Origin of the sequence: Candidatus Nitronauta litoralis, assembly GCA_015698285.1 — a bacterium.
GTDB classification, from domain to species: Bacteria; Nitrospinota; Nitrospinia; order Nitrospinales; family Nitrospinaceae; genus Nitronauta; species Nitronauta litoralis.
Genome location: CP048685.1, coordinates 2,540,091 through 2,560,960, shown reverse-complemented (window position 1 = coordinate 2,560,960; position 20,870 = coordinate 2,540,091). Strand labels below are relative to the sequence as shown.

Below are 20,870 nucleotides of genomic sequence, written 5' to 3'. Positions count from 1 at the left end.
TCAATTTTCCCTTCTCGCGACTTCAAATGTGTCCGAAGCGATCAAGTATGACAACGCCGTATCTCCCTCTTCGCCTTTTGGAGCCAGTACTTTATATTCCAGAGTGACTGCACGCCAATCCCCGGAAAACTGTTTCTGGTCGATTTGGTATTTTTCTCGTGTCATGTTCTTTAATCGAACAGCATAAATTCGATACCCAAACCCTTTCCAGGCGCGGACAATTTTAGTCGATACCGATTTATCCTGAAATAGACCTGAGGATTCACCAATAGATAAATCATCCACAGGCAAAATTCCTTCTGGCAATTCCAGATCAGGGTTATCCATGGCTTTTACTGCGAAGCGAGTTAAAGCAATAAACTCATGAGTGGAATCGGTCGCCGTTTCTGGTAGATCGCCCCAACCCTTAAAAAACTCCATTGCGGGCCATCGAGGGCGCTCTAAATCCGGGCGATCCGGAATAGTTTTTTTTGACTTCAGGTATTTTTGCAAAGCGTTTGGCTTTTGAACAAGATCATCCACTCGTTCAATAGTATTTTCCTGCGCTTCTTCGGGTGTCTTAAAAACATGAGGTGTGATCAAAAGGACCAGTTCTGAGCGGCGATAATCACGAACATCTCTTCTAAACAATTGGCCAAGCACCGGAATTGAAGATAATATCGGTACCCGTTCTTCAGAATCTGAAGAGGTCGTTCGGATCATCCCTCCAACGGCTGCCGTCAATCCGTCACGTGCAATTACGGTGGCCTGGATATTGGCTGTGTCTACGGTATCAACGGAAACCTCTTGCACCCCTGAAGCTCCGGAAACCGGGACCCTTGCAGCGTTAGGAGAAACTGTAGATGAATCCTGCTGAATCCTAAGGGTGACCGTTCGGTCCGAATTAACACTGGGAACAATTAGGAGTGTGTTCCCTATATCCCTGGTTTCTGTTTCGGGAGTAATTGTCACCACACCACCACCCCCTTGAGTGGCCAACACATCACTGTTGACACCCGTTACCAGAACCCGTTCCTCTCCAATAAACAATCTTGCCGGTGTGTTGTTTGAAGCAAGAAGCATTGGAGTGGCCAGCACATTGATTTTATTTTGTGTTTCCAATAACTGAAGCCGCGTCAGGATCTGGTTGCTCATCACTTGAAAAACTCCCGTATTTCCCGGAGCAAGCAAAAAATTCCCCAACCCCAGACTAACTTTTGGCGCAGCTCCTGCTGTTCCTGGAGAAAGAGGATTACGTGGTGCTGTGGTGGGTGGACCATTAGCTGTCCCAGCCCCAGAATAGCTGAGATCTAAAATAGAACGGAATCCATCCCCTATGGTGACATCCAGAATTTTCATTTCAAGCAGCACCTGCGGCACCGGCTTATCCAGATCTTTGATCAGCTTTGCAATATGCTCCATTGCTTCTTTATCTGTAGTTCGTACCAGAAGCTGGTTGTGGAGATGATTGGTGCTAAGATAAATAATTGCCTTGTCGCGACTCACCAGTGCAGATATTTCTTCCTCTGAAATTCGCGAACCTCCCTTACGTGCCAGATCGAGTGCACGGAGCCGCTCTGGGCTTAAATCCACCGAAGTTCCTAATTCCCGTTCATCCCGCGATATTCCAGTTCCCGATCCTCCACCAAATCCGCCTGATAGAAAAGACCCACGGTTGGACCCCCCTCTTGTTCCACTGCGGTTGATGCCGCTTGACCCCCGATTACTTCCAAACCGTCCTCCACTATTTCCAAAACCTCCACTCTGACTTCCAAACCCTCCACCTAATCCCCCCTGCCCTCCACCGGCCCCAGCACCTCCAATTCCGGCGCCTGTATTTAACTGAAAGGGGTCAATATCAATTGTTTGGGAATATTGAATTCTGTTGTTATAAATATCCTGAACAATGCGGGCCGCAGCGGTCACATTTTGAAACCGTAAAGTGAAAACTCTGATGATATCTTCGCGAAACACAATAATATCTTCACGGTATTCGTCAGTAGTCATAACAATAAAAGTTCCAGTTTTTTCATTAAACCGGTACCACAATCCAGAAGTTCTGCAGATACTATCGATCGCTTTCTTAACAGTAGTGTTCTTTAGATAAACGGTTACCAGTTTTTCTCCGGCACCGGCGGTAACAACAATATTGACATCAGTCGTTTCCGAAATGATGCGAAATGCATCCTGCACCAAAGCCTTTTTAAATTCCAGATCTGCGATGGGAAGATCCTCTTTATTATCTTCGGCCAGGACAATGGAAACTGGTATCAACGTTAAAGCCAATGCAAGGATCGACAACACGATTGTTGAAAAGCTTATTCTTGGTTCTGAATTATTCTGATTCATAATAGTTTCACCTTACGATCATCACCTGCCCCAGTGATCCTACCTCCACCACCAGGTTCAGCCGATTGATTTTTTTAATTCGAACCACGGCATCCTTCCCCAACTCGTTTAGACCAACTGTGTCTTCTTCCCGAACGACGTGTGTCCCGGCTCCTTCCACCTCAAGCAAAGCAGCGATTTTTTTCCCCGGCCTCCTTACAATTCCTCGAAGCTTCATAACTGGAAAGTTTGCTCCTGGTTTCGCAGGCTGAAAGGACAAGGCACCCTCTCCCTGCCCAAGCCGGACTTTTAGCAGTCGGTTTGTGACAGCAAATGGATCTCGCTTTCCATTAAAGTAACCTGCTGTGCGTTGCACACCCGAACCCTGGCCAGATGGCCGCTCCAAAACAACCGGATTGCTGTTAACTACTTTCTTCCTCTGGGGCTTTTTCTCAGCTTCCGTGGATGTTTTCCCATTTTTATTTTTTTCCAAACTGGATCCACTCAATATAGGCAATCGGTCATTGATCTCGTCAAAATAATCCCCAATAGTTTCCATATTCTTCAAAATGGATTCTTTTGGGGTGAGGTTGTCTGATATTTTTTCTTTTTTTGCGCCTTGATTATTATCCGCATAGGCCTTTGAAACCAAAATGATTAAAACTGCCATCACCACCAATGTGATCTTCTTAATTTTTAATTTTTTTAATATGTTTTTCAAAATTCCCTCTCGATTTTACCCGGCACCTGATACGGCTAGAAGAGCTGAGAAAAATGCGTAATACACCAACCCGACGGGTACGGCGATAATGAGGACGGCAACTGGCACCATCCATTCAGTCAGAGTCGAGATTCTGGCAGTCAGTTCTTTACGATAAAATTCGCCAGACTCTTCCATAACCTGTTCCAGCTGTCCGCTTCGTTCGCCAACAGCCGCCATATGCTGCATTAATAAAGGCAATACCGATTGGTTCAATGCATTAGCCAAACTCCGCCCACTCAAAATCTGGTTGGCAGACGATTCAAATACATCTGCCAGGGCCTGATTATTCATGACACTGGCCGTCATCCTTAAAGAATCCAGAACAGTCACCCCGCTACGAAGCAACATACCCATTGTCCAGCCCGCTTGCGCCATTCCCGCAATGAGCGTAGTCTTTCCTATTACTGGAAACCGAATGAGAATTTTGTCTATCGCCCGTTTTCCGGTTGCTGTTGTGTAGGCTACTAAAAGAGAAAATGTCACTATCCCGATACTTCCCAGTAATGTAGGTCCATAAGTAACAAACCACCCCGAAACATCGAGCAGGAATTGAGTCGTTGGGGGTAGCGCCTCTCCACGACCTGTCAGAAAATCAGCAAATTTTGGGATGACAGTCGTTACAAGGAAATAAAGAACACCTCCTCCAATGATCACCAGAAATGCAGGATAAATCATCGAAACCATAAACTGCCTTTGCACTTCACGCCTCCTGGATAAATCTTGCGACAGCCTTTCGAGTATCGGTGACAAATCACCACCATGTTCGCCACTTGCAACCAGCTGAGCCTCCAGTTTTGAAAATGTTTTCTTTTCTTCCGCTACGGCGGAAGAGAAATTTGCTCCCTTTCGAATGGAATCGGCCATTCGATCGAGAGTTCTTTCCAATCGCAACTTTCCTGTTAATTCACTACAGGCGTCAAGAGCCTGAACAACCGTGTAACCTGAACGCAACATCAAAGCCATCTGCCTGAAAAACAGACTTCTGTCATATATACCTGGCGCCAAATATCGCGACGGTGAAAGAAACCGCAAAAACCCTTTGGTTGCTTTTCCCCCGGAAGTTCGTGATTTCTTTTGTTCACCCTCTTTAATATCCACTACAAAGAGTGATCGGGCACGCAATTGGTTCGCCGCTTCACGTGCATCGGTAGCATTTATCGTGCCTTGCTTCTCTTTGCCGGTATTGTCCAGAACGGTGTAAGCGAATGATGTCATCCGTGAACATCTCCCTGCAAATTCAAGTAGGAAACCTCATCTATGCTGGTAAGTCCGCTCAATACCTTGTCACGCCCATCCATTGCCAGTGTGTGGTAATTCTTCGCGGCCTTTCGTATCTCAGATTCCGTAGCACCCTCAGCAATTAATGTACGCATCTGATTATCAACCCAAAAAGTTTCGTACAATCCCACTCGTCCGAGATAACCTGTCCCAAGGCAATTCGGGCACCCACTCGGAGCCCAGAGTTCTATTTCAGGATCAAGTTTGCCTCCCAGGGCCAACCTTTCATGTTCTTCCGCAATGTGGGATTTTCTGCAATGTGGACAAAGGCGCCTGACCAGGCGTTGAGCCATAACACCGATCAAGGTTGAGCCGATCAGGAAACGCTCCGCACCAATATCTACCAGTCTTGAAACAGCGCCGATCGCATCATTAGTGTGCAGAGTCGAAAGGACAACGTGACCGGTCATGGATGCTTTCAAAGCAGTTTGTGCGGTTTCGAGATCGCGAATCTCCCCCACCAGGATGACATCGGGATCGTGCCTTAGAAATGAGCGCAAGGCTTGCGCAAAATCCAGTTTTCCTGTGACTTGTATCTGGGACACTCCATCAATAATCTGTTCTACTGGATCTTCAACTGTGAGAATATTTATTTCGCTGGCATCCAACTCCCTCAACGCCGCGTACAACGTGGTGGATTTTCCGCTTCCAGTTGGCCCGGTGACCAGAATCATTCCATGAGGCCGATGAATGGCTTCACGAAGCTGGATCAATGTCGACTCTGGCATCCCCAGTCCTTCAAGGGTCAGACGGCCTGTTTCCTGACCCAGCAAACGCAGTGTTGCCCTTTCTCCCCAACGTGTCGGAACGGTTGCAACACGAATATCCATCTCTCCCATGTCCCAGTCACTTACCCGGTAGGTCATGCCACCGTCCTGCGCCATTCTTTGCTCGGCAATATCGAGGACCGCCAATACTTTAAGGCGCGTCATCAAGGCTTCTCCATCCGCATGAGACAGGGGCCGTGGATACTCCTGAAGATGCCCGTCAACCCTTAACCGAACCCGGTAATCCTGTTTGTTGGGTTCAAGATGAACGTCAGAAGCACGCCTCAAATAAGCTTCCTTCATAATAGAATCGAACAACGTTACTGAATCCCCATCCGTTGTCAGGTCGGGAGTTTCTATAAGGGGATTGTTTCCCTTCATCTCCCGAAAAATAGCGGCTTCAAGAGCTTCCGGATCAGCCAAAGCTGCTTGGAAATGCTGGCCACTGGCACGCTGAATGCTGTCAATTCCAATCTGGTCATCAGGGTCTGCCATGGCCAGTAATCGTTCCCCATTCGTAACCTGTATCGGGAAGAGCAATCGGCGCTGCATTAGATTGGGAGGGAGCTTGGCAATAATTTCAGAATCGGGCCGGAGTTCTCGACTATTTAGAAAAGGAATGCCCCGGAGATCAGCTAGCGCCTGATAAAGGGCTGTGATTGGAAAACGCCCCTCTCTTGCAACGGCTTCAAGTAACCCGATTCGTTCACGCCTGGCCTGCAATTTCAGGCGACTGATTGTAGAACTGTCCACAAGTCCTGACTGCAAACCGGCATTTATCAATGTGTTTTCATTAACTGCCATGATCAGGCTCCCCTCAACACAGAAATCTGAAGCAATTTGTCAAAGGCTACCGGATCATTACAAAAGGACCTGGCCTGCTCACGGCTGATTCTCCGACCTGCCACTAACTTGGCCAGGGACTGGTCGCGAGTTTGCATCCCCTCTCCGGATCCGCTTTCCATGGCGGAATAAATCTGACGGGTTTTTGCGGCGTCAATCAGATTGGCAACGGCAAGAGTGACTATTAGAATTTCCACTGCAGGTACGCGGCCGCCTCCATTCAGAGTCGGCATTAAATGTTGAGAGACAACAGCACGCAAACTCATCGCGATGCGGTGACGGGCAACGGATTGTTCATCTCCAGGAAAACTTCCAACAAAACGTTCAACTGTTCCAACAGCATCACTGGTGTGAAGGGTAGAAAAAACCAGATGGCCTGTTTCAGCCGCTGTCAGTGCAGCCCGCATGGTTTCAAGATCACGCATTTCCCCGACCATAATGACATCCGGATCCTCGCGTAAAGCCGATCGAACCGCAGAAGGAAAATCCGGGACATCTGTAAATAATTCTCTATGGTGAATCAGGCTTTCTTTTCCTTCGTGGATAAATTCCACAGGGTCCTCAATAGTCAAAACGTGACAATTCCTGTTTACATTTATTTCATGAATCAGTGCTGCCAGGGTGGTGCTTTTTCCACTGCCCGTTGCGCCGGTAACCAGAACCAGCCCGGAAGGCAGGTGCGCAAGCTTTTTTAGTTGTGGAGGCAGCGAAAGTTGTTCGACATCACACATATCCTGATCAATATGACGAACGGCCAGGGCAACCTGCCCTAACTGTCTGTAGCAGTTAACCCGAAATCGCTCTCCTTCGGGGGAGCTGTAACCCAGGTCTATAGACTGATGGGTTTGAAATTCGTTTTGCTGCCCCTGAGTCATTAGACTAAGAGCAACTTTTTCCATTGCGTCCTGGTCAACCTTTGCAATATCCAGTAATTTCAATTCTCCGTGAACCCGGTACACCGGCGCCCGACCGCAGCTGAGATGCAAATCCGAAGCACCATGCTTGACGCAAACCGCCAGCAACTTGTCAAAGCTTTCCTTGTCTTTTATTGGCTGACTCACAGGGTTAGCACCATTCTCACATTCAGCCGCCCTGAAGGCAGGGGAGGAAGTTCATTTCCTCCAGAGTTACCGGCCCCTTCCATGGCCTTTGCCTCAATATTCACAACTGAAACGTGATAAGTGAGCTGTTTTAAATCCTCAAGAAATCGAACAAGGCTCCAATAGTTCGTTTCTGCATTGATTTCATACAAAGGACGCCCGTAAGTATTGCGGTTGGATATATCGGGTGGCCGAGAGGTTTTCCCTGAAACATTTTGACCGGAAACCTGGGAGCCCACCCTTGCCGCTTGTCTAACGTGCAACCCTGAACGCCTGGCAAGGGTGGATATTTCAAGACGCAACCGTTGTTGAACCGAAGATGAATCTAAAGGAGCGAATCCTTCCATATTTTGTGCCAGTCGCGCACGTAAGACTTCCAAATCTTTTTCAACCAGGCTCAACTGCCGAGTCAAACCAAACAGATCTCCATCAGCCTGCTTTTTTATTTGGGTTCTTTTTTCAATTCGATCCAGCCTCCTTTTAATCATATTTTCAGAATCTAGAAGAGACTTGGAAGTGCGGGGATAAATAACAAAGGTATAGACGGAGATGATGACAGCCAATCCGATAACCATTAGCCGGTACCGGTCTTTGGAAGCAAGCATGCTCCAACGTTTTTTTAATTCTTTCATCCTTGAGGAACCTCCTGGATAAGCTGAGGGACCAACCAAAGACTGAATCCATAACCGTCCAGACCCAGACGTCCACGGCTGGAAGACACCTCGGCTCCAGACACTGACATTCCCCACTCATCCAATTTTCTTCCCAACTGGTTGAGGAAAATTTCAGCGCCCGTATCGGTCAATGCCCAACCTGTAACCCTGATTCCGGAAGAATTTTTTGATTCAAAAATTCCGTCTAAAATAATTTCATCGCTGATAGCACTGGCTAAACCACGCAGGATGCCCGGCACGGATTCCTGCCGCTCCAATAGAATTTTTTCAAATAGCCGGTTTTTCTCAATAAGTTTTTCGATTGCCCTTCTGCCTTCCTCAATTTTCTCTTCAAGGACCTGAGTTTTAGAGGCATCGCTTTCTACCTTCTTTTTAATTCCAAGTTTTTCCTTGAATTTTGCGGTCAACTCTTCTTCTTTTTTTACGTTTTGCCAGGTTTCAAAACGTATGGTTGCATCGAATGCAACCACTGCGAACAGGATTAGTACCGCAGTTGCATAGGGATACAATTCCTTTCGTTTCCATACAGGTTGTTTTGGGGGTTGGGCATTCAGCCTGGCCAGTGTATTTACGGGAACCCGCCCAAGGTAATGGGAAGCTGCACCCGCCAGAGACCCAAGTCCGGAAGAGTCCGTTTTTCCATCAACCTGCACTACTTCGACCTTGCGCCCAGTATGCCCAGCCAACTGCTCCGCAAGTTCTTTCGAGTTTGAAAGTGGAGAGAAAAGATGAAGTGTCCGGAGGTCTGGCCGCAATTGTTCCTGGCACATGACAAAAACATCCAGGGGGTCGGGAGAGCCGTTTTCGACGGGCGAAACCCGGACAGCGGCCATTTGCCCCACATGCCCCCGAAATACCGCCATCTGTTCCTGACGAACTTCAAGCAGCAACTGCTCACCTTTTTTTCCTGCACCCTGGTCCGTCACGGCGAAAACGTTCCCCAGTTGAGGATAAATCCATTCCAGAACCAGGCCGTTAATTCGAAACGCCTTCTCCCATGCTGTGGACATGGCTTTGCCAATTCCTACTGCATACCATGGGAAAATTTCTTCCTGTCCCGAATGAGCCTCCTCCTCGGAAACCTGAGGTGCCCAGCCGCAGGTGAGGTCATCGTTCACCAGAATCAACTGTTCCTGTATAGCCAGGGATTCGTCTATCTGCTCCCGCGTAACCAGTTCCAATTGCAGCGCAACCTCACCAAAGGGAAGTGATTTACGTTTTCCTGATTGGTCCTGCCCCAGACTCTGTTCCTTTGCCACCTGCTCCCGTTGTTCTGTGGAAAGATAGCCGCGTCCCATCAACAGAGCACCCACTGACCAGATATCATTCTGCTGACCAAAAAGAGGTTCCAGTTCCCAGCGGATCAACTCCTGCATTTGATCTTCGGTTCGAGGGTTCGAAGGGTTGACCGGCAACTCCAATAAAGTGCCAACAACTGAGGGAGTGGAGAGTATGGCTTTTTTGGGAGGCTTTTTGCCTTTCTCCTCCAGTTGCTCAACCAGTTCCCCGACCGCGACCCGAAAATCGACAGCACGCGATTCGACCACGTCGCCGATTTCAAGACCTGAGACTCCGGACTTGATGATCGCACCACGCAGCTTGAACCCATCGGTTTCGCAGGCGAAGACCGCACCGGGAGCGCCGACTTTGATGTTATCGAGTTTTTTAAAGAAACCGAGCATGCACGTTACCTGATTGTTAATTGAAGAGTCGGAGTTCCACCTCGCGGGTAAAACCTGACACGGGTTCCATTTACGAAACCCGCAGTGCCAATCCCGGCTGTTAAAGTTGTTGTATCGTCATTAGTATTGATAGTTCCATCCACATCATCCACAAGCACTAAAAGATGCTCTCCCGCAGGAACACCCTGAACATTTGCAGGAAAGGCAGCTGTTGTTTTTGGCGGGGCAGGGGCAGCGGCATTGCCATTGCATAAACCATCTCCCGTGCCATCAAGGCACCCTGCTAAGGAAATATCAGTCGAGACCCGACGCCATTGTCCTGAAGTTCCGGCATTGAAATCATTTCGATAGAAAAGAAGGGCAGCTCTTAGGTTGGTATTCAGAACCGGAGGTGATGTGGCATCACTTAGGTTTATATCTACTCCAGAGGCATTGACGATAGTCACTGTGGTCAGTGCCTGAATTGTTGTTTGCCAGTCAGTTTGCTGCACCGGTTCCTGCATCACAATATCCTGTTCGTAAAAATCCCCAGTCAATGCACCTGCTACACTGTCGCGACCGGCACTATCAGCAAAAAAATTGTTCGGTTGTCCCGTGAATGGGCCGACGGTGGCAAGTTGGGTGGTCACGCACCAACCGTGATTGAGAGCATCATTAAGGTTCCCTTCTCCTCCTCCTACCGGCAAGGGGTCGGTCGGACAATCAACACCGCCTCCCCCACCTCCTCCCACACCAGTGGTTCCCCATCCGTCCCGGTAAAACCCATTGGAAGCTCCCTGTAAATAAAAGTTGCGGTGTCCCTTAAGAAGCTGCTGGGCCGGGTTGCTCAGTGGAATTTCTCCGCCAACGGCAGGCAAAGCAGGGCCGTTATTCCAGCCATTGCTATCGGGATTAGGATCAAAAATTGGATCCATTAAAATATAAGGGTCAAAGTTTGCAGGCAAATTCACTAATGCATCAATATTGCCCGGTAGAACGCCATTGTCTACAACGTATCCGGTCAGGGGATCACCTGGAGCAGGGGCAAGGTTGTTACTTCCCAAAATGGCTGTTCGAAAAAGACTCAACCGGTTGCGGGTGTCTTCGAAACGTATTTGGTCGCTGTTGTTTTCTACGGCGGACAAGGTCATGAATGCGGTTGTGGAGAGAAGTGTGACGACGAGCAAAAGCTCCAGCAAGGTAAATCCTGATTGGTCAAACCGTATCGAATTATTGTTCATCGTCCGGCTTCCCCTTCATAATCCACTACCAGAAATGCCGGACCTTTCGAATAGTTGTATACGTGATAGGCATAAAACTGGACAACCTGGTCCACCCTCAGGTTTCGGCTGATCTTCCTTGCGGCCATATCTTCGACGTAGACAGGAATGATGGAGCCGCCTTTGGATTCAACGAACATCCGATGAGAGACTTCCGGCATGGGGTCCAACCCTCCGGCGACTCTTAAGGCGGTATAGATGTATTCAATTTTTCTTTTTTCCGGCAAACGCTTTACTTTGGAGGAGAAAAATACAGGGCGAGTGGGACGCAAAATAATTTTTCTGTTGTCTGCCGGGTTTCGGGTGGCGGCAATGATCTTTTCCAGATTGATGGTCGCGAATCGGGTGCGGTCCGGCGCGGGTGAGGCTTTGGGAGAGTCTGCGAAAGACGTAACCGCACTTGCGATCAGCAAAAAGAAAACAGCAACGAATGTTTCGATATATTTTTTATTCATCAGTTCACACTCACCACGATGTCGTCATCATTGCCCTGGTCATACCTGCCATTGAGACCAAAAGCAGTCACGCATGGCGAATTGCATCCCGTAACATTGGCATCTGCACTCGACATGATGAAGTATAAGAAAGGACGACCATGCGTCAGAAAAGACGGATCGCCTGCACGCGGTCTCCAGTCGAGCAGGCAGGCCGTATTGGCCAGATTCTCTGTACAATCATCTGCCCCCCCGTCGAATTGCGGCGCTTGCTCCTGGGGGTCGGCAACTCCTAATACATTCAAGTGAGGGCCGGTTGCGATTGTATCGGGATTACCGAGCCCGTCTTCTTCAAGGTCGTCTCCGACATCTACCAGGCTTTCCCGCTTGAGATAAGGTCCGCGCCAACCGCGGCCGGTATCCGGATCCCACCGCATTACGCAATTGGCGCACGGGCCAGTAGTGGTAGCGGGGATGTCGTTGTCTGTTGTCGGCTCCTGGTAAAGTTGTTCAAGATTTGCCGGGGATTCAAACCGGGAAATATCGACAGCGGGGTCGGGGTCGTTTCCCGGATCCAGATCGATACTGCCGCCATCAGCGACATGATTGAACAAGCCTTGCTTGGGGTAGTAGCCGGTATCCTGACGGAATTGCCGGATGGCGGCAGCGACTTCCTGCATTTCAACACGGGTCAATTGGGCGCGGGCATCCTGATCTACCCCGATAAAAGTACCTGTCACGGTGAAGGCAATCGCTACCATCACGGTGACAGTGAGCAATAACTCGATCAGGGTAAATCCGGATTCCTGTCGGCTTAAACTTAGAGCACGATCAGGGTTTGCAATGTGATTTTTCATGAGACTGGCCTCAAAAAAGAAAAATCCCCGCAGGAAAAAACCAGACGGGGATTCGGTAACAGATTTTTTAACAGGAATATTTTATTGAAAGGGCCGACGCAAATATCTGGCAATCTACCCTTTCGAATTCCCGTGACACCTGGTACCAGCCAACGCCGGTGATCCCTCTGTTATGAATAGAGACCTAAAAAAATTTGAACGCGATGATTTGAAGCTCAAAAAACCTTAAATTTTCAAAGCTCCGAAGCAGCCATTTCCAATTTCAACAGGTACTCAAAAGCCAATTCGTCAACCTGGAGGAGAAAACAATCTTCCTCACCCCAAGTCAATTATCAACTTTCCGCCTACAATCTCAAAAATACAATTGATTTTATTGAGATTATAGACTGTAAATCTAACAGGTGTCAATCCTTAATTAATTGTAAAACAATGTTTTATTTAATTTTTGATTTTCAGTATCGTTTTAATCCGCAAAACAGAAACTTTTTTGATTATTAAAATCAAGTGGGTTTCAAAAGTTTTATTCCAAAGCTTACCCTCTGTTCTTGTTTGAGAATAAGCCAATGAAGTTCAGGCCAAGACCGGGTATATTTATTGTCATCCTGGTTAAAAAATAACCAGGAAAGGATCTTGCCCCCCCTAGCCGGGGCAAGATCCTTTCTCGTTTTGAAAAAAATAATATGAGCCAGAATGGCAATCTGTTTTAGAAATAGGCGAACTGCCGTGCCATAAAATGGCACGGCAGTCCTATTGGAGGGTAAAGCGTTTACCAGAGAACTAGATGGTGTTACGCGTACCATCCCATTCACCCAGTTCTTCTTCCTTGGTGTCGCCAGCGCCATCAACAATCGCGAGCAATAACACCTGATCAACAGGAGCAGCACCACCGGCACCATCGGTTTCACCAACCAGGAACAAAGCGGTGAAACGATTGTACTCAAGCGGACCAACATGGCGGTAAACCGGAACGGTGCTCATTCCACCAAGCGCGCGCTTGTCGAACAAGGTAGAGCTCGGTCCAAGACCAACCGCCATCATGACAGGAAGATCAGCATCAGTACCAGTCAGGTCCAAAGCGCCTGCAGTTTGGAAAATATCAGTACCCGCTACTGGCTGACCGGTTACACGCTCGGAGCCACCAGCCCAACCCATTACAACGGAGGTTTCGAGAAGGGTATGATCTCCACCGCAACCGTTTGCAGCCGGGCTCAGGTAAATGTTACCTGCAACAACCGCGTTTCCACGATCTTCGATCAAACCAGCATAATCATTGCAATCGCCCGTACCATCAGGGTCCAAACCACCGGTGGTCGTATCATAAGCAACGCGCAGGGTGTTGATTCCAATGTCATCCATCCGCTGAACAGCCAGGCTGCCAGCAGCTGATTCATCGTAAGGGGTGCCTGCATCATCAGCAGCATCAGCTACCTGAGGAAAGACAGTATCAAGGTCCAATAAAGCCAGATCTTCATGGGCTGCAATGTTGAGCTGGGCGGTACCCGTAGTCCCCAAGGCAGCTGCAGTTTGCATGATTGAATCGAAACGATTCGGGTACTGGTTGCGGTTGAGTACACGGAATTCGCGGATACCCTTGTCAAGCTCATCCATCATTGCAACGTGAGCTGCAGCAGAAGCACGAGCGTCCGTATCCTGAAGCGCCACAACGGCAGTACCTGCAATGGCAGCCAAAATAGCGACAACTACCAGCAGTTCAAGCAAGGTAAAACCGGACTCATTGCCCGCATTTTTTTGTGCGCGATTGCGCAAATGAGCAAAAATTGCTTTTAGCATTTTTCTCTCCCTCAAAGTTTGTGTCGGACCCGACCTCACCCCTGAGGCTCTGGTTACCAGTATTTTTTTATATAATTGTCCCTAACGGGTTCTAAAGCGCGGCCCCTCGCCGCTGCCTAATTCCATCTTCCCCAGATTTTTCTGCCGAAGAAGCTTCTTCTATCAATCTTCTTTCTCCATGAATTCGCCTGTCAACCATGATTCGTCTTTCTAATTTAAAATCACGCTTTGCGGATTTTAGTCGCCGATCCCGGGTCATACGGCGCCCAGCTTCACGTCTTGAAACCCCGACAAAATTTTTATCGGCCTGATGCCAGGGTTTTCGGGGAACCACCTGATGCCGCTCGCGCCCTTTTATGGCTCCTTTATTGTCGAAATCAACTACCCACCGGTGTTGCTTGCCACAATGCAGAATGACTTCTTTTTGGCCTCGACGCTGAATCTTGATTTCCACTCGGATTTCACCATAACCATCATGGGCAAAAACATCGTCGTAAAGCTCAACAAGCTTATTCAAGACATTTAAATTGGTTGCTGAACGGGACACATTCACCTCAAAAATTTTTCAGGATACGAAAACTGTACTAGAAAACCTGCCTCAGATATGATTGACGGCCATATTACTGATAACGATTATCAAATTCAAGCAAAATTTTATTTGGCCCCAGAAGAGAACCCCATAAACTCAATTAATACAATTAGTTATGGGTTGAAATAAAAGCGTGCAAAAAATTGATTTTGAAAATCAAAAAAGAGTGTTCCTTGTCAGATAAATCTGGACCCAAAAAGGTAAAAAGCTGAGAGACACTTTTGCCAACCTTTCCTATTGAGGGAAGGCGTTATGAACCGGAGTGGAGCTTATGAATTGACTCTTAAAAACCCAACCGGGTCTTCCAGGAAAGATTACAACCTCATCATTGGAGGAGTAGCCGAATTTGCGTTACGTGCCAGCAACGGCAAAACAATTGGCGAAAGAGGTCCGCGAATAGTTTTACCGCCAAAATCTGACGCTGTATAACGCACAGGCTGACCGCGAAATTCCCCTTTAGGGCCTTTAAATTACTGCGTCAGGTTTGTGGCATACCTATAGGAATTTCTTGATTCTTATTGACACAATTCGCAACGAGCGTCTCTGCAAGTTATTTAAAATAAAAGCTGACAATTAGCGCACCTGCTTTGGGGGCAGGGGGTCGGAGGTTCAAATCCTCTCGCCCCGACCAAATAAAAGAAAGACCTGGTGAAAATCCACCAGGTCCTTTATTTTTTGCAATACCTTGTAGTTGAATTCTTTTTTAACGATGGAGAAAAAAAAACCAAGGTTCATTTCAGTATCACAATTCTCTCAAATATTTACTATTTAGCTTTTGCCGGTTTTTTTCGATTCAAATGCTGGGACAGAATTGCATCAAGGGTTTTTCAATAATTTCCTGGATTTCCTTTAATCGATGAGGGGTCTTAGCCTCAAAACGTAAAGTCAGTGCAGGTTGTGTGTTTGAGGCACGGACCAGAGCCCATCCATCTTCAAAGTTGATTCGAACACCATCTATATTCACAATTTCATATCTTTCTTCCAGATATTTTCTCATATTTTCCACAACTTCAAACTTCAATTCATCAGGACAGTCCCTTCGAATTTCAGGAGTGGTCGAAGTTTCCGGAATATCTGCCAACATTTGGGAAAGGGGTATAGGTGAATCCCCGAGAATCCTAAGCAAGCGGCAAGCCGCGTACAGGGCGTCATCAAATCCAAAAAATTCATCTGCAAAAAAAATATGACCGCTCATTTCACCTGCCAGAAGGGCCCCTGTGGATTTCATTGTTTTTTTTATCAGGGAATGGCCAACAGCTGTCATTTCGGGAATTCCACCATACTCTTCTATCTGTTTAAACAAACTCTGGGAACACTTCACTTCGCCTAATATTTTTGCACCTGGGAATCGTTTTAACAGGTCCCTTGCAAAAAGTATCATGAGCTGATCACCCCAGATAATTTTGCCCTTTTCATCCACCACCCCAATCCGATCCATATCGCCGTCAAATCCTATTCCCACCTCCGCTCCTTCCTGCCTTACTTTTTCAACAAGGTCCTTTAGGTTCTCCGGAAGGGTTGGGTCGGGATGATGGTTTGGGAAAGTTCCATCTGGTTGTGTGTGGAGTTCAACAAGATCCACTCCAAGATTGCGGAGGACACTGGGACCGACAACTCCAAAACATCCATTTCCACCATCCACCACTACCTTGATTGGTCGAGGAAATTTCAGGGATTCCTGAAGAAATTTTCTATAGGGCTGGATGGCGTCAATCTTTTTCAGGGAACCCTGGCCAGAATCAAAGTCCTGCTTTTCGACCAGTTGTCGTAACGACTGAATTTCATCCCCTACAAGACACTCCCGGTTGATACTGACTTTGAAACCATTAAAGGTTGCGGGATTATGGCTGGCGGTAATCATTATCCCACCATCTGACTTGAAATGATGCTGGGCAAAATAAGAAACTGGGGATGGAGCTAAACCCATCTCGAGGATGTCGCATCCACTTGACAAGAGAGCCCTGGTCACAATATCCCGATAGCGGACAGAACTCGGACGAACATCCCAGGCCAATGTAATCGTCTTTCCATTGTTTCGGCAAAGATAGGTACCGACAGCGCGACCGATCCATTCAACGGATTCCGGGGTGAGGTCCACATCGACAACACCCCGGATATCTGATTCCCTGAATATTGCAGGATTGACTTTATGCTTCATTTAACTTTACAGATGTTCATTTTTCGCTGGTTTCATTTTCATTTTCTCCAACCGCAACCGGTTCCGAAGAAGAGATACTGAATTCAGGTTCTTCCTCTTCTTTTTCTACCCGCCAGGTCAGTTCCAATGCGAATCGCTCTTTATTCTTTTTTATAGAAGCTTCTAATTCCATTTCCACAAACTTGGAAGGTTTGAGAGTTACAATATCTGTTCCTTGCTGGACACATATGGTTCCTTCTTTCATGCTGGAAATCAGGTCTTCCAGATAACTGATGACTTTTTCCTGTTCGATTTTTGCCTTAAGAGATACTTCACGCTTTTCCATGTTGTCCTCCAAAAATTAAGTTAAAGCCCTATTAATTGTTCAATACAGGTGTCCACCGCCCGATTAAAATCAACCCCTCCGGTAATTTCCAATACCGGGCAACCGCGCAAACACTTTAAGTAAGCGTCTTCAGAAAAATCAGATTTTTTTCCAGAATCTGGCAAAAAGAAAAGCCCGGGACTTTTCATTAAAGCTGGTAGTAGATCGCGTCGACTCCAAAGATCTACACGATTAAAAACAGGATCCTTATATTCATGATCCCAGTTCAGGATTACAATCAGGTTTATGGGCGCGTGTAATTCAAAACGATTGGATCCATAGCACTGATCGATATAAACATCGTATTTCTGTTCCAGGTGCCAAAGTTTATTGGGATCCATTTTTTCCACTTTGCTTTTTTCAGAGGGTGACAAAATGGTTTGCAGGTCTGGGTTGTTCAGGGCTGTCCCTGGGTTTATGCGTGGTAATTTGGGAACCCCCCACATGTTAATCCGTCCATCCTTTTGCTCCAACAGGAGCCGGTCGTTGCTTATAAAATTAAATCCTCGGCTCATTAGATGAAGGGCCAGGGTGGATTTCCCCATTCCGGAAAACCCAGCCATTGCGATACCTTTGCCATTTTTGGAAACTCCGGCGCAATGAGCCAGAAGCATTTCCTTTTTGAGCATCCATTCAATAAATCGGTTGTTTATAAAATTTATCACCTGATTGTCGTTTTTAAAGCAAGGACCTACCGCCAGATTCAACTCTTTCCCAAAAATGAAGCACATTCCCGTCAGTCGCTTGCGAACAATCCGTCCATCAATAAAATCAAAATATTCTTCTTTTATTTTTCTTTTCCCTGGTTCGGGTTGACGGGTCTCAAAATCAACATTGAAACCCTGAATTTCCGTCTCTACTGCAGTAATTTCAATATCAGGAGTTGAAAGCTCATCAGCCTGGAAATCCTGAAAATAGCGAATGAGGTGGTCGCAAAGTGGCTCGGAGTTGGTTTTTACCCGAATACGGCAATCTCCGAATTTAAGGTTCAATTCATGGGGAAAGTTATGCATATTCTTGTAAATTTCAGCAATTTCCATCGCGGTGTACTCAATTTTTTCCATGACGCAAACCCTCCAGGACATGGTCAACATAAAGTTCTGCTGCATCAATTCCATGGGCATCTTTTAATCCCTTGAATCCTCCAAAGGCAGAAACTTCGAAGATACGGGGCCCTTCAGGTGCTTCAACCAGATCAACACAAGTGAAATCCAGTTCGAACGGTTCCTGAGCCTTTTTAGCCAATTCTATTATTTCAGGGTTGGGTGTATAAGGTTCATAGTGACCTCCAGATCGGGTAGTCGTATTCCAGGAGTCCGCATTAGCAACGCGGGCATAAGTTGCCAGATAGTTTCCCCCCAGAAAAACGATTCCCAGATCTTTCCCTGGTATCTGAATCCACTTTTGCAGATAAAAAGTTCTGTTTCCTGAAGTACGGTAGGCTTCCAGCTTTTCACGAATATTATTATTTTCATCCAGCACAACCATACCCCTGGCTTTGGAGGTGTAAAGGGGCTTCAAAATACATTTGCCCATGCTTCTGGCAGTTTGTTCGGCCAATTCCATGCTTTCTGTTACCACTGTAGATGGAATTGGTATATCTGAGCGAAACAACTGGTTGGTGCAACTGAGTCGGTCCAGTACCTTATTAATGCTTTCGGGTCTGGAGAAAATTTGAACACCACAGTCTTCAACATATCTCAGGACTTCAAGCCTGCTAAGTAAATCAGGTGTGTATTCAGCTCCAAGTTTTTTAATAATTAAAGCATCAAGATCGAGAAGGCTTTGCCCCTGGAAGGTGACGGTGCCCTGTTCCATATCGAAAAGAACCTCTTCCATATTGATTACCATTCGAAACCCGGTTTTTCCCTGGATTACATCCGCCAGATGGTCAGAAGACCACATCCCCGAAATTCCAATAACCCCGATTTTGGGTGAGTATTTTTTTTGCATAATACTGTTTCCCTTCAATATGAAAGAACCTCTTGAGGAAGCCGGAACTGAGCCCAGGGTTTTCCTCTAAAACCCATTAATTTTTCCATCAAGTACACTGCTCTTAACAGCATGGTGGAGGCAAATTCCTTATTGAATTCAAACCGGGTTGAAGTTGTAAAGGAACGAATCAAACCTAGTGCCAACCTGGCCTCATAGGTTGGATCTTTCTGTTTTTTGGCAAAATTCCTGCCAAAGCAAAACATCCTTAACGTCATGTTGTTAATGTTTTTACGAATTCGGTTAACAAATACAGGCAACCTGAAGTTTGACAGAATGAATACTGAGATATCCTGAACGTAATCCTGCGGTTTGGACCGATGAAGGTCAATAAAATGAATTGTGCTATCGGCCTCATTAAACAAAACATTGTCTATATTAAAATCACCGTGGATCAATACGGAAAATGGAGCCCCTCCAATTTCTTCCTCAATCTTTTGGGTTTGTTCAAGAAGAGCGGGAAGAGACAATGTGCGGTGGCTTCCAATTTGTTTTTCAAGCAGCTTAAAATCCGGGTGCGTATGGAAAATATCTTCTATTCGTTGACTTGTTTGATTTATGAAATTTGCCTGCACTGGTTGGGGGTTTTTAGATTTTAACCAGAGGTCTTCCAGATCCTCTGTCAACTGGTTCATGGCTTTGTCCAGTAATCCACGATTGGATTCCAAAAGTGCTTTTTGAAGTGTTGTCCCGTTTAGAAATTCAAGAAGTATGGAAGCTGATTTCCCATTTTTGTTAAACCCAAACACCCGGGGAGGCAACCCGGGTTTGATTTTTTCCCACAGCCTGATATTTTTGTTTTCCTGTTCGAGTTTGTCGATCTGGCCTTCCTTGAATATAACCCCTGTTTCCTGGTCCGCAGTTTCCGGCCCCTGAATTCTGTTTATTCTGCAACCAGATTTGGTCTCAAGAAATGATTCAATACTGAGATTGGTGATGGGCCCGTGGATATCGATACCTTCCATGGAATCCTCAAGGGCTTCTATGTGGCTGATTTTGAGTTTTTCACCGACACCTGCGAAGATAATGGCTTCGCCAATATTCAACATCTGGTCTCCCATCCGTTCCAGGTAACGCAGTATAAAAAGGGTTGTGACCAGGTTTTCAATGTTTCGCCCCTTGCGGAGATCATCCATTATTTTTTTAAATTGCATTGCAAAAAGACTATCGATCGTTTGCTCGGACCTGCAGATTTTAAAGGCCTGGTTTATGTCGCGCTTTCGAAGAGATTTTTCAACAAGCTTCAATGCCCCGGTCACTTCGTCGAACAAAGGCTTGTATTCGAAATTATGCAAAAAAAGTGGATCGTCCAAATAATGCAGTTGTGAAATAATATTGACCGAATAGTCGGCAATATGCTCCAGGTTTGAAGTAATAATATTAATAGCCCGGATCAGATCAACATCCCGTTTTTCAAGATTACCTTTGAGATTGCTGTAGAAACACTTGTTTTCAATCAGGCTTTTTAAATTATCGATATAGTCATCGCGGGAAAGAATCTTATTTTTCCGTTTGCCATCAGGCTGATCAAGAACCTCGCGTGTATTTTGGACCTGTTTTTGAACTTCCAAGATCAATGTTTTAAAATTACGGTCAATTCCTTGATTGGATAAAATGCCGCTTTTTTCAATTTCAGTTTTTTGCATAGGTTATCTCAATTTTTACCGGTTCTTCTTTTTACCGGGCTTGATTTCAAGCAGGTCTTTTCCTGCATCTTTGCCGTCTTTTTCTTCTTTCCAGTTAATTTTCACTGAAATCCTTACTTCCTTATTTTTTCGTCGTGCCTTAACGGCAAGGTTTAACAACCCGTTGGGCTCAAGGATTAATTTTTTTTTGCGGGTACCAAACAAAATCCGTCCATTTTCAAAACCATCCAGGAGGGCTTGAAGGTAGTTACGAATGGATTCTGTATCTTGAAGAGATTCGTGACGAAATTCGTCATCCATTGAAGCCATAAAACCCTCTTTGTGAAGTCGTACCCCGACCCTTAAGGGAAAAGACACACTTCTCCC

18 protein-coding genes and 1 pseudogene are annotated in these 20,870 nt (G+C 46.4%); 1 reads left to right on the top strand and 18 read right to left on the bottom strand.

Going from position 1 to position 20,870, the window contains the following annotated elements:
- The 12 genes and pseudogenes from G3M70_11630 to G3M70_11575 all read right to left on the bottom strand — a co-directional run bounded on the left by G3M70_11630 (window position 1) and on the right by G3M70_11575 (window position 14,308).
- Window positions 1–2,328, bottom strand: coding sequence for a DUF3438 family protein (locus G3M70_11630; protein ID QPJ62484.1), 2,328 nt, complete (start codon window positions 2,326–2,328; stop codon window positions 1–3).
- A 7-nt stretch (window positions 2,329–2,335) separates the two neighbouring features.
- Window positions 2,336–3,028 (bottom strand): hypothetical protein, encoded by a 693-nt coding sequence (locus tag G3M70_11625; protein QPJ62483.1) that lies wholly within the window; start codon window positions 3,026–3,028, stop codon window positions 2,336–2,338.
- A gap of 15 nt (window positions 3,029–3,043) precedes the next feature.
- Entirely contained in the window at window positions 3,044–4,285 is a 1,242-nt protein-coding gene (locus G3M70_11620; protein ID QPJ62482.1) for a type II secretion system F family protein, read from the bottom strand.
- Entirely contained in the window at window positions 4,282–5,919 is a 1,638-nt protein-coding gene (locus G3M70_11615) for a type II/IV secretion system protein (GenBank protein QPJ62481.1), read from the bottom strand. The genes G3M70_11620 and G3M70_11615 overlap by 4 nt, the downstream gene beginning before the upstream one ends.
- Window positions 5,920–5,921: 2 nt before the next feature.
- Entirely contained in the window at window positions 5,922–7,007 is a 1,086-nt protein-coding gene (locus G3M70_11610; GenBank protein QPJ63796.1) for a PilT/PilU family type 4a pilus ATPase, read from the bottom strand.
- A gap of 8 nt (window positions 7,008–7,015) precedes the next feature.
- The gene (locus G3M70_11605) at window positions 7,016–7,690 is read right to left on the bottom strand and encodes a hypothetical protein (protein QPJ62480.1); all 675 of its coding nucleotides are present in this window, start codon (window positions 7,688–7,690) and stop codon (window positions 7,016–7,018) included.
- Window positions 7,687–9,414: a hypothetical protein gene (locus G3M70_11600; protein ID QPJ62479.1), complete on the bottom strand. Its 1,728-nt coding sequence runs from the start codon at window positions 9,412–9,414 to the stop codon at window positions 7,687–7,689. Before G3M70_11600 ends, G3M70_11605 begins: the two co-directional genes overlap by 4 nt.
- Before the next feature lie 5 nt (window positions 9,415–9,419).
- Window positions 9,420–10,634: a prepilin-type N-terminal cleavage/methylation domain-containing protein gene (locus G3M70_11595; protein ID QPJ62478.1), complete on the bottom strand. Its 1,215-nt coding sequence runs from the start codon at window positions 10,632–10,634 to the stop codon at window positions 9,420–9,422.
- On the bottom strand, window positions 10,631–11,128 hold the full coding sequence (locus G3M70_11590; protein ID QPJ62477.1) for a hypothetical protein: 498 nt from the start codon (window positions 11,126–11,128) through the stop codon (window positions 10,631–10,633). Before G3M70_11590 ends, G3M70_11595 begins: the two co-directional genes overlap by 4 nt.
- Window positions 11,128–11,964 (bottom strand): type II secretion system protein, encoded by an 837-nt coding sequence (locus G3M70_11585; protein QPJ62476.1) that lies wholly within the window; start codon window positions 11,962–11,964, stop codon window positions 11,128–11,130. The genes G3M70_11590 and G3M70_11585 overlap by 1 nt, the downstream gene beginning before the upstream one ends.
- Before the next feature lie 777 nt (window positions 11,965–12,741).
- Window positions 12,742–13,755, bottom strand: coding sequence for a type II secretion system protein (locus G3M70_11580; protein ID QPJ62475.1), 1,014 nt, complete (start codon window positions 13,753–13,755; stop codon window positions 12,742–12,744).
- Window positions 13,756–14,128: 373 nt separating this feature from the next.
- Window positions 14,129–14,308, bottom strand: a pseudogene (locus tag G3M70_11575) (hypothetical protein).
- A gap of 288 nt (window positions 14,309–14,596) precedes the next feature.
- On the opposite strand from G3M70_11575, the gene G3M70_11570 reads away from it, so the two are divergent.
- Window positions 14,597–14,773 carry a hypothetical protein gene (locus G3M70_11570; protein ID QPJ62474.1) on the top strand — a complete coding sequence of 59 codons (177 nt, stop codon included), beginning with the start codon at window positions 14,597–14,599 and terminating at the stop codon, window positions 14,771–14,773.
- A gap of 364 nt (window positions 14,774–15,137) precedes the next feature.
- Here the strand turns inward: G3M70_11570 and G3M70_11565 are convergent, their stop codons facing one another.
- Genes G3M70_11565 through G3M70_11540 form a run of 6 tightly spaced genes read right to left on the bottom strand, consistent with a single transcriptional unit; the run spans window position 15,138 to window position 20,813 of the window.
- Complete coding sequence (locus G3M70_11565) at window positions 15,138–16,502, bottom strand: phosphomannomutase/phosphoglucomutase (protein QPJ62473.1); 1,365 nt, start codon at window positions 16,500–16,502, stop codon at window positions 15,138–15,140.
- A 16-nt stretch (window positions 16,503–16,518) separates the two neighbouring features.
- Window positions 16,519–16,827 (bottom strand): amphi-Trp domain-containing protein, encoded by a 309-nt coding sequence (locus tag G3M70_11560; GenBank protein ID QPJ62472.1) that lies wholly within the window; start codon window positions 16,825–16,827, stop codon window positions 16,519–16,521.
- A 20-nt stretch (window positions 16,828–16,847) separates the two neighbouring features.
- A complete protein-coding gene (locus G3M70_11555; protein QPJ63795.1) occupies window positions 16,848–17,906 on the bottom strand; it encodes an HprK-related kinase B in 1,059 nt (352 codons plus the stop codon).
- A 10-nt stretch (window positions 17,907–17,916) separates the two neighbouring features.
- Window positions 17,917–18,819 carry a GAK system ATP-grasp enzyme gene (locus G3M70_11550; GenBank protein QPJ62471.1) on the bottom strand — a complete coding sequence of 301 codons (903 nt, stop codon included), beginning with the start codon at window positions 18,817–18,819 and terminating at the stop codon, window positions 17,917–17,919.
- A gap of 14 nt (window positions 18,820–18,833) precedes the next feature.
- Window positions 18,834–20,504, bottom strand: coding sequence for a phosphotransferase (locus G3M70_11545; GenBank protein QPJ62470.1), 1,671 nt, complete (start codon window positions 20,502–20,504; stop codon window positions 18,834–18,836).
- Window positions 20,505–20,519: 15 nt separating this feature from the next.
- The gene (locus G3M70_11540) at window positions 20,520–20,813 is read right to left on the bottom strand and encodes an amphi-Trp domain-containing protein (protein QPJ62469.1); all 294 of its coding nucleotides are present in this window, start codon (window positions 20,811–20,813) and stop codon (window positions 20,520–20,522) included.
- Window positions 20,814–20,870: the final 57 nt, after the last annotated feature.